Consider the following 15,453-nt stretch of genomic DNA (forward strand, 5'->3'; position numbering starts at 1 on the left):
ATGCTGATACCTGCCAAATATTAAAATTGAAATTATTGACAGCGTTTTAATTTTGTTATAAGGTATTGATGACAAGTTAAGGGTTGTGTCGGAGATAAAGTTCACACAGTAAATCGTTTTTTCACGAGAGAGGAGACGGTTATATCTGTGTGGACTTTTTTATTTGTCATTTTTACTTCGTACTTGTTGAAAATCAATAGAATATTCTATTTAACAAGGGGGATATAAACATGTCTGAATTTGCAGCTGAGTTGCTCGGGACGATGATTCTAATCATTTTAGGGGCAGGAGTTGTCGCTGGCACAGAATTAAAAAAATCGAAAGCTGCAGGCGCCGGCTGGGTACTGGTTACAATAGGCTGGGGTTTAGGTGTGACGATGGGAGTCTATGCGGCAGGGAATATATCTGATGCTCATTTAAATCCTGCGGTAACATTAGGATTTGCTGCAATTGGCGAATTTCCGTGGGCAAAGGTGCCAGCGTATCTATCCGGTCAGATAATCGGAGCTATAATTGGCGCAATGATTGTTTACTTTCAGTACCTTCCGCATTGGAGAGAAACGGAAGATAAAGGGGCAAAGCTGGGAGTATTTGCGACAGGTCCTGCTGTGAGAAGCTATCCGGCCAATTTAGTGAGTGAGATCATCGGAACGTTTGTCTTGGTTATGGGCTTACTATTTATCGGTGCAAACGAATTCACAGAAGGATTAAACCCGGCGGTGGTTGGATTATTAATTGTTGCAATCGGGATGTCTCTTGGAGGACCGACCGGCTATGCAATCAACCCGGCCAGAGATCTGGGTCCAAGAATTGCACATGCTATTTTACCGATTATAGGTAAAGGCGGATCAGATTGGCGATATTCGCCGATTCCTGTTATTGGTCCGATTATCGGCGGTGTATACGGTTCCATTTTCTACCATGCATTTTTTGACGGGGAGATGGGGGCAGGTTTTTGGATCATGTCTGCTGTAGTAGCCATCATTCTGGCAACAGCTTTTGTAAATGAACAGCGTCGAGATAAGCATGCTATCTCGTAAATAAGAATAGAAGATAGCAATTTAGGGTAAGCAATAAATGGAATCTATACACCTGAACTTTTAGAACAGGTGAATTTTAAATGAATAAACGGAGGAAACAGGGATGGCAGAGAAATATATTCTTTCAATTGATCAAGGAACAACGAGTTCACGTGCGATTTTATTTGATAATAAAGGGGCAATTATCGATACTGCGCAAAAAGAATTTGAACAGTACTTTGAAAAACCAGGCTGGGTAGAGCATGATGCCAATGAGATTTGGACATCTGTATTAGGCTGTATTGCGGAAGTATTAAATAAAACAGGTATTGAAGCAAATCAAATAGAAGGAATTGGAATTACCAACCAGCGTGAAACAGCAATTGTATGGGACAAAAATACGAAACGGCCAATTTATAGAGCTATTGTCTGGCAATCCCGTCAGACAGAGCCTATTTGTAAGGAATTAAGAGAACAAGGCTATGAGGATACATTCCGGGATAAGACAGGTCTCCTGATTGATCCGTATTTTTCAGGAACGAAGGTAAAATGGATCCTGGATAATGTAGAAGGTGCAAGAGAAAAAGCGGAAGCAGGAGACTTGTTATTTGGTACGGTTGATTCGTGGCTGATTTATAAGTTTTCAGGCGGACAAACCCATGTGACCGATTATTCCAATGCTGCCAGAACACTGATGTTTAATATTCATGATTTAGAATGGGACGAAGAGCTGTTAGACATTTTAGGTGTACCGAAATCGATGCTTCCAGAAGTACGTCCGTCTTCTGAAGAATATACAAAAACGATCTCTTATCATTTCTTTGGCGAGGAAGTTCCGATTGCCGGCATTGCAGGTGACCAGCAGGCTGCTTTATTTGGACAGGCTTGTTTTGAAGAAGGAATGGCCAAAAACACATACGGTACAGGCGGCTTCCTGTTAATGAATACAGGAGAAAAACCGGTTGAATCAGAGAATGGATTATTAACAACCATTGCCTGGGGCGTTGATGGAAAAGTTACCTATGCGTTAGAAGGAAGTATTTTTGTAGCTGGCTCTGCTATTCAATGGCTGCGGGACGGTTTAAGAATGATTGAATCCAGCCCGGAAAGTGAAGATTTTGCAACACGGGTCAAGACAACAGATGGTGTTTATGTCGTACCTGCTTTTGTTGGTTTAGGAACGCCATATTGGGATAGTGAAGCACGCGGATCCGTATTCGGCTTAACAAGAGGAACCAAAAAAGAGCACTTTATCCGCGCGACATTAGAATCACTGGCTTATCAGACCAGAGATGTGATGGAAGCGATGGCGACAGATTCAGATATTGAATTAAAAACCCTGCGTGTAGACGGAGGAGCCGTGAAAAATGATTTCTTAATGCAGTTCCAAAGCGATATTTTGGACGTCACTGTAGAACGTCCTGAAATCCAGGAGACAACAGCGCTTGGCTCTGCTTATCTGGCTGGATTAGCTGTCGGCTTCTGGGAAAGCCAGGAGGAAATCGCGAAGCAATGGAAAGTAGAGAAAACATTCGAGGATAAAATGGATAATGATGAAAGTGAAAAGTTATATAAAGGATGGCAAAAAGCTGTCGAGGCGACAAGGGTGTTTAAGCTGGAAGAATAAGTTGCAGCTATGGACAAATAGAAAATTTAAATGACATGTAAGTGCTAAAGCGGCTCAGCGGTCTATAGAGAAACTGCTGAGCTGGAGCCTTACAAGATTATACAGATATAATACGTTTTTGGTAAGATGTAATAGAATAAGTCACTGAAGACCACGAAACCTCTGTACAATTACTCAAATCAAATAGTGTTCTCCCACTGCATAAAAGGTAATAAATAATGGAATGACTACTTGTTCTACGTAAATTCTTAAAAAGTACATAAACTGGAGCATCATTAATATGATTCGCAGGTGGGGATGAGATTTCAAGGAGTGTTTTGTATGCAATGGTATCTCAACTTTTTTTACAGCTTGGAAAAATGAAATGCAAAGGCTAGGATAATTCCTGGTCTTTTTTCTATGGTTGAAAAAAATATAGAAAGGTGGTTTAATATGTATATATTGTTTATATAGTGTATATACATTAATAGAGGAGTAGGCTTATGGGGAAATCTTCAAAATATGGAGCCTGGGGCGAGTGGTTAAGTACTGTAGGTGTTTTGATAGGAATACAAATCTTGCTTGTTATTTTTGACAGAGCAGGCTGGAGTCCGAATTTACGTGATGATAATTCACTCTTGATGCAAATTCGGGATAGTATCATGGAGTCAGCATGGTTTACCGATATTTTCAACTTTCATACATCTGATATTTTTAATTTCATTACTCTTCTAAGTATAGTTATCATCGTGCTGCAGACGATTTTCCTTCTTTTTCAAGTGTGTTGAAAAGAGACTGACCCATCATACTTTTAAAATTATTCTGCATCATACAAAATTTCTCTCGAATTTTTCTAAATAAAGCGGTGTTTTTTGGAGCTTAGCATTACGAGATTATTCATTACTTTTTGTATTGTGTATAATGTAGATATACAATCAGAAAAATGAGGTATAGACATGCAAATTATTATATCCAACAGCTCTAAAGAGCCGATTTATGAGCAGATATTAAAGCAAATTCAAACAGCAATTCTTTCAGGCGAGCTGGCGGAAGGAGATGCATTGCCTTCTATCAGGCAGCTGGCAAAGGATTTAAAAATAAGTGTTATTACAACCAAACGGGCCTATGAGGAGTTGGAGAAATCAGGGTTTATCTACTCCATTGTCGGAAAAGGTTCGTTTGTAGCGGAGCAAAACTTAGATGTTATCCGGGAGAAGAAATTAAGAGTGATTGAGGAGCAGCTGAGTGCGGTTATTTCGAACAGCAAGGAAATTGGATTGCCTTATGAAGAACTGCAGGAATTATTAAAGCTGCTGTATGAGGAGTGATGGGGATGGAAAATGTGGTGGAACTCCATGATGTTTCTAAGTCGTTGAAAGCATTTACGATAGATCATATGGATTTACAAATAAAGCAAGGATATGTAACTGGATTTATTGGGGCAAATGGCGCCGGCAAATCAACGACAATGAAGCTCATTATGAATCTGCTGCAGCCGGATAATGGGGAAGTGAGCGTATTTGGACTGGATTATGCCAGTCATGAAAAAGAAATAAAAGATCGCATCGGCTTTGTTTACGACAGCAATATCTTTTATGAATCCTTGAACTTGAAGGATATTAGCAAGATTGTGGCACCGGCATATACGCACTGGGATCAAAAGCAATTTAAAGCATACGTGGAGCAGTTTGAACTGCCTTTAAATAAGCCAATGAAGAAATTCTCAAAGGGAATGCAGATGAAAGCTTCCATTGCAATGGCTCTTTCGCATGATGCGGAGTTGATTGTTATGGACGAGCCAACAGCAGGACTGGATCCGACATCTCGTAGGGAGCTATTAGATATTTTTCAGGAAGTAATGATAGACGGGAAAAGAACGATTCTCTTCTCGACACATATCACCAGCGATCTGGACCGGATTGCTGATTATATTGTTCTAATTGATGAAGGAGAAATTCTTTTTGATAAACCAGTCTATGAACTGCAGGAACAGTATGCAATCGTGAAGGGAAGCACGGAATTGCTTGATGCAGATACGGAAGCATTTTTTATAAAAATAGAACGTTTGCCAAACGGATTTCAGGCGTTGACCAAGGATGCTGCAAAAGTAAAAGAAGTGTTCGGCGAGCTTGTTGTCATTGAAGAAGCATCCTTAGAGGAAATCATGTTTTATATGAAAGGGGCAGATTATCCATATGACTAATTTAATCAGAAGAGATTTGATAATACAGAAATTTCAGCTGTACTTATTCATTCCATGTATTCTTTTCTTTATTTTTGCAGGAACCCATTTACCTGCCTTTTTCATTTTTGTATTTGCGGGGTTTTTCATTCCGATAAACGCCTACTCGTATGATGAAAAGGCAGAAACCAATATTTTGTTGAATTCTTTGCCTTATACTCGCACGCAAATTATTGCTTCTCGGTATATTGGCGCTGTTTTTTATATGGCAGTATCTATTGGTATAACAATTATCCTTTTTTCATTGTTTAATCGTGCTTTTACATGGGCGGATATTGGAATTGGAGCAGGGATTACACTTACTTTGTTTGCAATTGCGTTTCCGTTGTTCTATCTATTGAAGCCGGGACATATTGGGACGGCAATTGTGATAGGATTTGTTTTGGTGTTTATTTTAAGCCAGGTAACAATGACATTTTTAGAAAAGCATCTGACTTCCATAGTTCAATTTCTCTCCAGTGCGTCCACTCCTTCACTTTATATAAGTGTTGCGGGTATCATTATCGTGTTATATGCAGCTTCCTGGCTGATTAGCCAAATGATTTATCAGCGGAAAGCTTTTTAAAAAATTATAGTAAATCTTAAATAGATACGGATTAGAGATCTTGAGCATAAAGCTGAGGTCTCTTTTTTTGTGGAAAAATCATTTTAACAGTTGAAAAGATAATAAAAAGATGGTTTAATAATGTATATAGTGTTAATATAGTATATACACAATATTAGATTAGAAGTATAAGCGTTATATAAAGGGGAATACGGATGACGGAAAAAACAAGATTTTTAAGTAATAAGAAACTAAAAGAAATAGTAGTAACTGCAGGAATTCTTATCCTGGTTCAAATTATTTTTATGCTTTTGGATGGAACTGGCTGGGAGCCCAATGTTCGTGATACAAATTTTATTAATAACATTTTAAACGCAAAGTTATTTACAGAGCATTTTCATTTTTATAGTTATCCATTTTTTAATTTTGTTACGTTTTTACAATTAGTTGCAGTAATAATATGTGTATTAGCAGAGATTCTGAGCTTTATTTTTAAGAAAAATAAGTAAAGAAATGATCTTGAAAGCAGAATTTCATGAATAGGAGCGAAATGAATAGAATTTTAATTAGGGAGTGAAAAATATGGAAAATGTAGTAGAATTTAAAGGGGTAAGCAAGCATTTTAAAGATTTCTCAATAGAAGATATTAATTTACAAATCAAACAAGGGTATGTAACTGGTTTTATCGGGGCAAATGGAGCTGGGAAGTCAACAACGATGAAACTGATGATGAATTTGTTAAAGGCAAATGCAGGAGACATCAATGTATTTGGACTGGATTATGCCAGTAATGAGAAAGAGATTAAGGAGCGAATGGGCTTTGTCTACGATAGCAATGTGTTTTATGAAAGTTTAAATTTAAAGGATATTCGGCGGATTGTTGCACCAGCTTATAAAAATTGGAATGATAAGCAGTTTTACGATTATATCAAGAAGTTTGAATTGCCTTTAAATAAAGGAATGAAAACCTTCTCCAAAGGGATGCAGATGAAAGCTTCGTTGGCAATGGCATTATCGCATGATGCCGAATTCATTATGATGGATGAGCCGACAGCAGGGTTAGATCCCGTTTTCCGGAGAGAGCTCTTGGATATTCTGCAGGAGATCATGGAGGATGGAAGAAGAACATTATTCTTTTCTACGCATATCACTAGTGATTTAGAGCGGATTGCCGATTATATTACGTTTATTCAAAAGGGGAAAATTCTTTTTACCGATTCCATGGAAGATGTGCAGGATCGTTATGCTTTAGTTAAAGGAAGCATGGATGTCATCAATCGGGATGTAGAAAAAATGTTTATCAAGATAGAGCGTTCCTCCTATGGATTCACAGCTTTAACAAATGATGTAGCTGGAGTGAAAGCGGTACTTGGAGATCGTGTTGCTATGGAACCTGCTACTTTAGAAGATATTATGTTCTATGCAAAAGGAGCGGAGAAGCAAAATGTTTAACCTGATAAAAAAAGATGTTTTTATACAGAAAACGCAAATAGGCTTTCTTGTTCCCCTTATTATGATCTTTGCTATTTTCATCAAGGATATACACCCATCATTTATTTTTCTGATGGCGGCTGTTTTTATTCCTTTGAATGCATATATATTTGATCAGCAATCGAAAACAAATATTTTTCTTAACTCTTTGCCATACACAAGAAAAGAAATTGTTACTGCCAGATATATTGGGGCAATTGTATATATGATTCTATCCGTTATTCTGGCAGGAGTTATCCTATATGTATTTCAGTTTGACTATACCATGAGGGACATGGCAATTGCTGCTGGGTTATTCTGTCTCATTGCGGCCTTTGCTTTTCCATTATTTTATTTCTTAAAGGCAGAGTATATTTTTATAGCGGCTTTTATTGGATTTATTGCTTCAACCATTATTTTGCCGCCAGTTTTTCGATTTTTAGCAGAACACCTTACTACCATTACAGATTTTATTACGAGCTTATCAACTTCAACACTTTATCTTAGCGGCGCAGCTATAGCGATTGGTTTATATCTCATATCCTGGGTAGTCAGTCAGTTTATTTATCAGCGTAAAGTATTCTGATATATCGTGTAATATCAATTTATTTGAAAGAAGGAAGACATGAATATGCTTAACTTGATCAAAAAGGATTTAATTATACAAAAACGGGAGCTGCTTGTATCTGTTGCTATAGTTGTTTTTTATGCCATCTTTGCCAGACAGCTCAGTCCATTTTTTATTTTTTTGGTGGCGAGTATTTTTTTGCCGCTCAATGCGTATATAAATGAAGAAAAGACAAAGATAAATATATTATGGAACTCGCTTCCGTACACAAGAAAAGAGATTGTGGCTGCGAAATATGCTGGAGCAGTGCTATTTATGATTTTATCAATTGGAGTCGCTGGCGTCATTCTATATTTCTTTAATTATAGTTATACAATAGGGGATATGGCGATTGGTGCTGGATTGTTCTTAATTTTTGCTGCTTTCACTTTTCCGTTATTTTATATACTAAAGCCTGGTTACATAGGGACAGCAATTATGATTGGATTTCTCGTATTTTCATTTGCCTTATCCTCTATTGTGCCCTTTGTAACTGAAAATCTAACAGTAATCATTCATTTTTTTGCAAGCTTATCGACATTAACACTTTATCTTAGTGGTGCAATGATCGCTCTTAGTTTGTATATTATATCTTGGTTAGTCAGCCAATTTATTTACGAGCGAAAAGTATTTTAACGAATGTATTTAAAATACAGATTGAAGGGGTAAGGAGAAATATAAAAAAAGCAGGCTCAAGCTCAAGGCTTAGCCTGCTTTCTAAAACCATTAATCATCTACTTCCACATGCAGCTGTTCTCCAGACTCCGCATCAATATAAACATCTACTTCCTGAGACCCCATATCTTCAAAATTTATTTCATATACCGGGCTGCCATTTTCAAATTCTAATGACCAGGCTCTTGCAGTAATGCCCTCTGTTTCAGAAGCTTCTGAGGCTGTAGACAGTGCTTCTTCAGCGGTGATATAATCATCCAGCATTAATTCCTCGTAGCGATCATCTGCATCCTGCTGTTCTTGTTCCTCAGCTATGATTTCACCGGATTGGTCGATTTCAGCAGAGTATTCGGTGGAATCATCGAAACCGTCAATATCATAGACTAGTTCTCCTCTTTCTTCATCTAATTGAATAGAAGAAACACTTGTATCCGGGAATTTTTCATGAAAAGCGCTGATGGCATCTTCTACACTTAAGGATGCGTTAGTAAGATCGACAGCATCATTTTCTGCTGCGTCATTATTATTGCCATTGGTGTTGGCATCATCCGTGTTTTCATCTTCTGTATTTGCATCCTCATTATTATCGTTTGCATTTTCGTTTGTATCTGAATCGTTTGCTGCGTTATTATCTGTATTGCTGTCATCGCTTGTCCCGCAAGCTGCTAAAGTAATGGAAAGAAGCAGTGTCAGGCAAAGAAGTAAGATTTTTTTCATGATTGTTCATCCTTTCCAAGCTCTCTTTGAGAGCGTTATTTAAACTAATAATACCCATTTAAAAAAGAATCAAACCAAAAATAAAAAAATAGGTATTTCTCTTTTGAGTATGTCTTTATATTAATTTGTACGAAAACAAAGGTTTTATGCATAGCAAAACACCCATTTCTTTTAAGAGATGGGTGTGAAAAGCAGATGGAAGCATACATATTATTTTGCTGCTGAATTGCGTTTATGCTTGGATATCATACGGTACTCAATTAAAAGCTCTCCAACAATGGCGAATAAGAAAACAGGAAGGGCGTAAAAGATATTGGTCAGAATCCAGATAATCAGAAAGACTCCCAGCATCCCAATCCATAACACTCCTGACAGCATTCCGCGCTTCGTTATTTCTTCTGTATCCCTGTAATATCCTGCGTAAGCTTCGTGATAGCGTTCATGCTCTTGCATTAACCATGGCTTGAACCGCTTCTTCTCGGTAAGAACTAAAAAGGCGATAATCAATATGCCAGGTAATACAAAAGGAATTAATACACCAAGGATAGCTGCAGGGTCGCTGTTTTCCATAAAGTATTGTGAACTGGAGATGGAGATTCCAAATAAGATGACACCAACAGCAAGGGCGTAAATAAGTGCCCGTTTCCAATTCATCGGATATTTTGCTGCTGTTTCTGTTGTTAATCCTAAATAAGTTAGGGCAGCACCAGCAGGTACAACAAATGGCAGAAAGGAGGAAATAGCAATGAATAAATGATTTTCTGTTGAAAAATAAGTAATCATGGCTGTAATGATGCCAAACAATAGCACTCCAACAGAAAGTATATATCCAATCGCATAGCCTGCAGACAGCTTTGGTTTCGTATCAATATACATTTTTCCAATAATCTCTTTTCGTTTTTCTCTGCTCAAATCATCAGCAATGGCAGTAATATCACCTAATTCTGCAACGGCCTCTGCAAATGCTTCGTCAGATGACTTTCCTTCCTTTTCTAAATCCTGCACGCGGTCTTTTAAATTCATTACAATTTCTTCTTTAAAATCTTCAAGCTCTGGTGTGGGTCCATAGCCTTGAAATAAATCATCCACATATTTTTTTATCATCATGTTAATTATCCTCCTTCTTTAATAATCGATTTAAGATACGCTGGGTAAATTCCCAATCGGCAATATTTTGTTTATATTGAGTACGTCCTTTGTCGGTAATCCGATAATACTTTCGACGGCCGCCTTGACTTTCATCTCCCCAATAGGCGACAATGCATCCATCCTTTTCCAATCGTTTATAACTGGAATAAAGGGTGGCTTCTTTTAATTGATATAAACCATCTGTCCGATCCATGATGGTTTTATAAATTTGGTACCCGTAGGCATCGTTTTCCATTATAATGCCCAATACAATCGTATCTGTATGTCCGCGTAATAAATCTGCTGAAATTCTTCCTTCCAACAAAATCCCTCCTTGCCTTGCAACGAATTATCTTCATATTCCAATATATATTAGATATATTACTATGACAGTCGAAGTAATTCCTTATACAAGTATATTACTATGACAGCCATAGTATGTCAATAAAGAAAGTAATCGAAAAAAAGACTGGAATTTCACCCAGTCTTGGTTTCTGTTTACGATTAAATCAACAAATCTTTTTCTATAAGCGATGAAGGTTTCTCTTATAGAGGATGTTCAAAAAGACCAACAAAAATGCCACGGTGAGAAAAGGAACTTCTGCTAAGACTGCCCTCGTCCTATGGACGGTCTTAGCAGAAGTCACCACAACACGCGAGAAGTCCGTTCGTAAAAATCTCTGTCGCCTTAAACTTCTTGAAACTTTTTATCGTCCTTTTTGAACACGCACTTACAGAAAGTGAGAAGGATAGTTTTTAATCAAGTATTCTTTCATTTCCTCAGCTGTTTTCTTTTCCAAAACAGATACAATATCATCAGCTAGTATTTTTCTGCGCGAACTGCTGGAAAAACCGATGTCCAACAGCTTATTGATATCGTCATCATTCATATAGAATTTTACTTTTAGACATGTATAGCCTTGCTCCTCAATAAGTGTAGCAATACGGTTGGAAAAAGTAAGAATATAGTCATAATCAAGTTTGGCTAACTCATGTAACTCGTTAATATGCAATGCTTTAACAATTTTAATATCCAGAAAATGATTTAACGAAGCTCCAAAGAAATCAGCTTTTTCTATGGAAGAATTCGTAACAACGATGATTCTTTTTGTGTTCCTTCCCAAGATCTTATTTTCATTAATATGTTTTCGGAAAATAAGCGTTAGTGTTGCAATCTGATCTGAAGATAATTGAAGTTCATTGGAAATAAACGAATTTTGTTCAATTAAACGATATAGATTTGGGAATTTCTCTGCAGTTTGGTCCAGCTTATTATCATAAAAATCAAAGTGATAATCGGAACGCAGTATACATTTGAAAATGAACTGGTATATTTCTTGGAATAATTCATGGTGCGAATATATATCTGTAATAATATTTGATTGAATGCCAGAAATAAATTGTATCATTTTATCTTCCAGCCATTGGATTTGAATAGATACGTTATTTTCCCTGTTCATCGTATCCAGAGAGAATAATATATGATTAATAATCTGATTCTCTGTTGAATGTTCAACAAATTTAAATGGTGATGAGAAGGTAAAGGTTGTATGAACTTTTTTATTTTCATAGTAACCTAGATGATTTCTATAAAGTGCAATCATTACATATAAAAAAATAAACTTTTTAGAAGGGTAAGATAATTCTATATTCAGTTGATGGATTATACTTTCAATCATATTTTTAACTTGGTTGTGAATAAAATGTGTTTCAGTTATAAAGTATTCCGAAATTAATACTTCCATTGGATTATTAGCTTGTCGAAGATATAATGTATTATTCTCATCCAGCTCAAAGAGTTTGATTAAAATTTTTGTACCTTCTATACGAATAAGGGTTTCTTGACCGGTAATACGAATCCCTTTTTTACGAATAATCTCTTTGGAAAGTCCTGCTTGTTTTAGTTGATTTGTCAAATGACGGTTATCTTTTTTCTTGGTGCTCATACTTAATCCCAAATGCTGATATAATCTGGAGGTATTGACAACTTCTTTTAAAAGGGACTGCACAATAATAAAAGATAATCGCTCTTTTTGTGATGGAACATATTCATAAAAAGGAATGCTTTGAACGATTTGGATATATTCTTTATACGTCATCTTACTTTGAATCTTGTGGTTTTTAGGGATAAGCTGCTGATGCTTGGATAAATATGCATTGATTAAATCAATTCTCCTGTAAATACTTCCCTCGCTTCGATTGAAAGCTTTTGTATTTGATAAATCAATCTCACCATGCTCTTGAAGGTGATTAAGTAATTTTAAATCAAGTGAGTCCATATCTCATTTCCTCCTCCTGAAGTATCGGTCAAATAGCATTTTTGTTTTTTTCTGCTTTTGAAAGCATAGGTTAAAGGTCTTCCAATTAAAAATGAGGGGTAATTTTTTGAATGGATTTCTATTAAAAAACTTCCTTGTTATGACCCTAAGATAATTCTACACTTAGTTTAAGAAATAAGGAAGGAAGAGAAGGAATGAAATTAAATAACGTTAAAGACACAATTCAAAAGTTTGGAAGATCTTTGTTATTACCAATTGGTGTAATGGCTCCTGTTGGGATGCTTATGGGAATTTGTGGAGCTTTAGGACAGGATTATATGATTGAGAGATTGCCTTTCTTAGATAATACGGTGATTCAAACAGCTATTAATAGCTTGCAGGATATTACAGCAATCATTTTTGAAAATATTCCACTTCTCTTTGCTATGGGTGTCGCATACGGGATGTCCAAGAATGAAAAAGGAATTGCTGTATTTGCTTCTGTATTAGGTTATTTAACTATGCTTGTTGTAATGAATGTATATCTGACAGTGACAGGCACACTAGCTGAAGACCCTGAAACGATGTCGCAAGTAGGACAAGGTGTTGTATTAGGAATTCAAACATTGCGAATTGATGCTTTTGGAGGGATAATAGCTGGTTTAATAGCTGCCAAAATTGCGGACCGCTTCTATAAATTAGAGTTACCGCTGGCATTTGCTTTCTTTGGCGGAAAAAAATCTGTTCCAATCATTACATTTTTGGTGATGATTCCAGTCGGATTGATTATCCCTGTTATCTGGGGATTATTTACTCAATTTTTATTAAGTATTTCATTTATATTTATGAACCAACATTTTGGAGTCGGTGCTTATTGGTTTGCTCATCGTGCTTTGATTCCTTTTGGTCTCCATCATGTACTTGCTTCTGTTGTTCGTTTTTCAGAAGCAGGAGGCGTTTACCTGATTGACGGTCAAAATTATATTGGTATTTTAAATGCTACAAATAAGATTTTATTTGATTTAGGTCCATCGCATGAAGCATGGGATCGCTTAATGCCTGATTTAGTAAAGTATCTGGCTTCTGGTCAGATGCTGATTACATTGTTTAGAATTCCGGCCATTGGTTTAGCAATGTATCACACTTCTTTTGCATCTAATAAAACAATAGCTAAAGGAACTATTCTGACAGTTGTATTAACAGCATTCTTAGGGAATGTAACGGAACCGCTTGAGTTCTCGTTCTTATTCATTGCTCCTTTGTTGTTTGTCGTTTATATCATATTAAGTGGTATTATGGCGTTACCATTAAATTTTTTGGATATATCGATTGGCTATATTCGGGGAACTATATTTGACTTTGGTATCTTTGGATTATTATACGAAGATACGAATTGGTATCAGCTTGTTCTTCTAGGTATCGTGAACTTTATCGTATTCTATTTTGTTTTCCGGTTTGCGATTACAAAATGGAATTTAAAAACACCTGGACGTGAAGCAGAAATTAAAAATGTGAGTCTATTAAAAGAAAAACGATACCCTGAAATTGCGGGAATTGTTATTGAAGGACTTGGCGGAAAAGAAAATATTAAAAATGTAGACAACTGTGTTACTCGATTAAGAGTAGACTTATATGACGATGAAAAAGTTGACATGGAAAGATTAAAAGATTCTGGTTCCTCCGGCTCCTTTATGGCTCAAAAAAATCATATTCATGTCGTATTTGGACCACATGTGGAATTTGTCAGAAATGCAGTTGATGAAAAGTTATATTCAAAATAAAGCATAAGGGAGCAGGAAGTATGAGAGCATTATATGATTCTAAAACAAAAACAATGTATGATTATGGAATTAGAGAATTATTAGATTCTAATCAAAAGTATCAATCATGGCTGGATGTTGAAGCTGCTTTAGCAACTGCTCAGGGAGAATTAGGCATCATACCTAAAAAAGCAGCAAAAAATATAAATGAAGCAGCTAGAATAGAAAATATAGATTTAGAAGAGATGGAAAGGTTAAAAGAAAGTGTTGGACATGGCTTTGTACCCTTTTTAAAAGTTTTCATTAAAGCATGTCACGAAGAAAGCGGGAAGTACGTGCATTATGGGGTTACAACGCAAAATATTCAACAAACAGCACAGCTTTTAGTTACATCAAAAATACATGATCGTGTAATGACTGTACTTGCTGATATTTTATCCCACTTAGGAGAATTGGCAGAAAAACATCAAAATACAGTAATGTCTGGACGTACACATGGAAGACATGCCATTCCTATTACGTACGGATACAAAGTTTCTGTGTGGATTAGTGAGACGATTGATTCGATAGAGAGATTATCCGAAGCGGCCAAACGGACGTTTCAAGTAATGATGGGTGGAGCTGTCGGTTCATTTAATACCTTTGGAGAAAAAGGGATAACACTGCAATCAGAAGTGGCTAAACTGTTAAATATGAATGCCATGCCGGTACCGTCAAGAAATATAACGAGTCATAAAACGGAATATATTCATGCACTTGCTTTATTAGCAAATGGTTTTCATAAAATTGCTGAAGAAGTATATTCTACATCCATTGAAGAAATTGGTGAAGTTTCCGAAAGTTTTCAAAGTGGAACAATTGGTTCCAGTACGATGCCGCATAAAATTAATCCCAAGCTGTCAAAAGGGATTATCGCTAACGCTCAAAAACTCTATACGCTTCCGCAGCTTTGTTTAAATGCCGCTGCAAGACCATATGAAGCAGATAGCAGTCAGTATATGGTATTTGATGCTGCGCTGGAAGAAGCAATAGAATTAATTACAGAAGTGGTTTTGCGGACAGAGGAATTGACGAAAGGAATTTCTGTTCATGTAAATAAAATGAAGGAAAATGCTTCTCTGAATAAAGGATTAGATAATAGTGAATTTATTATGATGGAACTGGCAAAGAAGCTGGGAAAAGATAAAGCACATGCGATTGTTTACAACAAAGCGATACAAGTGCAGACCGAGGGAAGTTCATTTGTAGATACTTTATTAGAAGATAAGGATGTAAATCAAATGTTTTCTAAGGATGAAATCAACGGTATGCTGCTTCCGGAAAGGTATGTAGGTGCAGGACATATTATTGCTGAAGAACAAGCTAAAAGAGCATTCCGTATCTCTGAAAAAATAAAAAAAGATTTACCAGAACAGGATGCTTGATGA

16 protein-coding genes are annotated in these 15,453 nt (G+C 36.4%); 12 read left to right on the forward strand and 4 right to left on the reverse strand.

Translation table 11 applies throughout. The annotated features are described in order from the left end of the window. The first annotated feature begins 230 nt into the window (after positions 1 to 230). The 10 genes from MKY65_RS04125 (at position 231) to MKY65_RS04170 (ending at position 8,124) form a co-directional block, all read left to right on the forward strand. On the forward strand, positions 231 to 1,040 hold the full coding sequence (locus MKY65_RS04125; protein WP_339182622.1) for an MIP/aquaporin family protein: 810 nt from the start codon (positions 231 to 233) through the stop codon (positions 1,038 to 1,040). A 103-nt stretch (positions 1,041 to 1,143) separates the two neighbouring features. Beyond that, positions 1,144 to 2,646, forward strand: coding sequence for a glycerol kinase GlpK (gene glpK / locus MKY65_RS04130; RefSeq protein WP_339182624.1), 1,503 nt, complete (start codon positions 1,144 to 1,146; stop codon positions 2,644 to 2,646). 482 nt (positions 2,647 to 3,128) lie between these two features. Beyond that, on the forward strand, positions 3,129 to 3,413 hold the full coding sequence (locus tag MKY65_RS04135; RefSeq protein WP_339182626.1) for a YfzA family protein: 285 nt from the start codon (positions 3,129 to 3,131) through the stop codon (positions 3,411 to 3,413). Positions 3,414 to 3,581: 168 nt separating this feature from the next. After that, a complete protein-coding gene (locus tag MKY65_RS04140) occupies positions 3,582 to 3,953 on the forward strand; it encodes a GntR family transcriptional regulator (protein ID WP_042531893.1) in 372 nt (123 codons plus the stop codon). A gap of 5 nt (positions 3,954 to 3,958) precedes the next feature. Beyond that, positions 3,959 to 4,828, forward strand: coding sequence for an ABC transporter ATP-binding protein (locus MKY65_RS04145; RefSeq protein ID WP_339182627.1), 870 nt, complete (start codon positions 3,959 to 3,961; stop codon positions 4,826 to 4,828). Beyond that, a complete protein-coding gene (locus MKY65_RS04150) occupies positions 4,821 to 5,432 on the forward strand; it encodes an ABC-2 transporter permease (protein WP_339182629.1) in 612 nt (203 codons plus the stop codon). The genes MKY65_RS04145 and MKY65_RS04150 overlap by 8 nt, the downstream gene beginning before the upstream one ends. A 194-nt stretch (positions 5,433 to 5,626) precedes the next feature. Further along, positions 5,627 to 5,920 (forward strand): YfzA family protein, encoded by a 294-nt coding sequence (locus MKY65_RS04155; protein WP_339182630.1) that lies wholly within the window; start codon positions 5,627 to 5,629, stop codon positions 5,918 to 5,920. A 73-nt stretch (positions 5,921 to 5,993) separates the two neighbouring features. Then, positions 5,994 to 6,863, forward strand: coding sequence for an ABC transporter ATP-binding protein (locus MKY65_RS04160; RefSeq protein ID WP_339182632.1), 870 nt, complete (start codon positions 5,994 to 5,996; stop codon positions 6,861 to 6,863). Continuing rightward, positions 6,856 to 7,467 (forward strand): ABC-2 transporter permease, encoded by a 612-nt coding sequence (locus MKY65_RS04165; RefSeq protein WP_339182634.1) that lies wholly within the window; start codon positions 6,856 to 6,858, stop codon positions 7,465 to 7,467. The genes MKY65_RS04160 and MKY65_RS04165 overlap by 8 nt, the downstream gene beginning before the upstream one ends. A 45-nt stretch (positions 7,468 to 7,512) precedes the next feature. Continuing rightward, entirely contained in the window at positions 7,513 to 8,124 is a 612-nt protein-coding gene (locus MKY65_RS04170) for an ABC-2 transporter permease (protein ID WP_339182636.1), read from the forward strand. 90 nt (positions 8,125 to 8,214) lie between these two features. Here the strand turns inward: MKY65_RS04170 and MKY65_RS04175 are convergent, their stop codons facing one another. From MKY65_RS04175 to MKY65_RS04190, 4 genes are all read right to left on the reverse strand, one after another. Then, a complete protein-coding gene (locus MKY65_RS04175; RefSeq protein WP_339182638.1) occupies positions 8,215 to 8,880 on the reverse strand; it encodes a PepSY domain-containing protein in 666 nt (221 codons plus the stop codon). Between the two features lie 210 nt (positions 8,881 to 9,090). Next, positions 9,091 to 9,987 (reverse strand): permease prefix domain 1-containing protein, encoded by an 897-nt coding sequence (locus MKY65_RS04180; RefSeq protein WP_339182640.1) that lies wholly within the window; start codon positions 9,985 to 9,987, stop codon positions 9,091 to 9,093. A gap of 1 nt (position 9,988) precedes the next feature. Beyond that, a complete protein-coding gene (locus tag MKY65_RS04185) occupies positions 9,989 to 10,330 on the reverse strand; it encodes a PadR family transcriptional regulator (RefSeq protein WP_339182642.1) in 342 nt (113 codons plus the stop codon). A 409-nt stretch (positions 10,331 to 10,739) separates the two neighbouring features. After that, on the reverse strand, positions 10,740 to 12,287 hold the full coding sequence (locus MKY65_RS04190) for a helix-turn-helix domain-containing protein (RefSeq protein ID WP_339182644.1): 1,548 nt from the start codon (positions 12,285 to 12,287) through the stop codon (positions 10,740 to 10,742). A 194-nt stretch (positions 12,288 to 12,481) separates the two neighbouring features. Here MKY65_RS04190 and MKY65_RS04195 point away from each other — a divergent pair, with 194 nt between their 5' ends. Together MKY65_RS04195 and MKY65_RS04200 are read left to right on the forward strand one after the other, a co-directional pair. Continuing rightward, positions 12,482 to 14,047 (forward strand): PTS transporter subunit EIIC, encoded by a 1,566-nt coding sequence (locus tag MKY65_RS04195; RefSeq protein ID WP_339182646.1) that lies wholly within the window; start codon positions 12,482 to 12,484, stop codon positions 14,045 to 14,047. Positions 14,048 to 14,067: 20 nt separating this feature from the next. Then, positions 14,068 to 15,450, forward strand: coding sequence for an adenylosuccinate lyase family protein (locus MKY65_RS04200; protein WP_339182648.1), 1,383 nt, complete (start codon positions 14,068 to 14,070; stop codon positions 15,448 to 15,450). Positions 15,451 to 15,453 lie beyond the last annotated feature (3 nt).

This window comes from Oceanobacillus sp. FSL W7-1293, from assembly GCF_037969815.1.
In the GTDB taxonomy this organism is placed as follows: domain Bacteria; phylum Bacillota; class Bacilli; order Bacillales; family Amphibacillaceae; genus Oceanobacillus; species Oceanobacillus oncorhynchi.

Coding starts and splice junctions, on each gene's coding strand:
- MKY65_RS04140 (WP_042531893.1), top strand. CDS start 3,582: ATGCAAATTATTATATCCAACAGCTCTAAAGAGCCGATTTATGAGCAG.
- MKY65_RS04145 (WP_339182627.1), top strand. CDS start 3,959: ATGGAAAATGTGGTGGAACTCCATGATGTTTCTAAGTCGTTGAAAGCA.
- MKY65_RS04135 (WP_339182626.1), top strand. CDS start 3,129: ATGGGGAAATCTTCAAAATATGGAGCCTGGGGCGAGTGGTTAAGTACT.
- glpK (WP_339182624.1), top strand. CDS start 1,144: ATGGCAGAGAAATATATTCTTTCAATTGATCAAGGAACAACGAGTTCA.
- MKY65_RS04125 (WP_339182622.1), top strand. CDS start 231: ATGTCTGAATTTGCAGCTGAGTTGCTCGGGACGATGATTCTAATCATT.
- MKY65_RS04160 (WP_339182632.1), top strand. CDS start 5,994: ATGGAAAATGTAGTAGAATTTAAAGGGGTAAGCAAGCATTTTAAAGAT.
- MKY65_RS04175 (WP_339182638.1), bottom strand. CDS start 8,880: ATGAAAAAAATCTTACTTCTTTGCCTGACACTGCTTCTTTCCATTACT.
- MKY65_RS04165 (WP_339182634.1), top strand. CDS start 6,856: ATGTTTAACCTGATAAAAAAAGATGTTTTTATACAGAAAACGCAAATA.
- MKY65_RS04150 (WP_339182629.1), top strand. CDS start 4,821: ATGACTAATTTAATCAGAAGAGATTTGATAATACAGAAATTTCAGCTG.
- MKY65_RS04195 (WP_339182646.1), top strand. CDS start 12,482: ATGAAATTAAATAACGTTAAAGACACAATTCAAAAGTTTGGAAGATCT.
- MKY65_RS04200 (WP_339182648.1), top strand. CDS start 14,068: ATGAGAGCATTATATGATTCTAAAACAAAAACAATGTATGATTATGGA.
- MKY65_RS04180 (WP_339182640.1), bottom strand. CDS start 9,987: ATGATGATAAAAAAATATGTGGATGATTTATTTCAAGGCTATGGACCC.
- MKY65_RS04155 (WP_339182630.1), top strand. CDS start 5,627: ATGACGGAAAAAACAAGATTTTTAAGTAATAAGAAACTAAAAGAAATA.
- MKY65_RS04190 (WP_339182644.1), bottom strand. CDS start 12,287: ATGGACTCACTTGATTTAAAATTACTTAATCACCTTCAAGAGCATGGT.
- MKY65_RS04170 (WP_339182636.1), top strand. CDS start 7,513: ATGCTTAACTTGATCAAAAAGGATTTAATTATACAAAAACGGGAGCTG.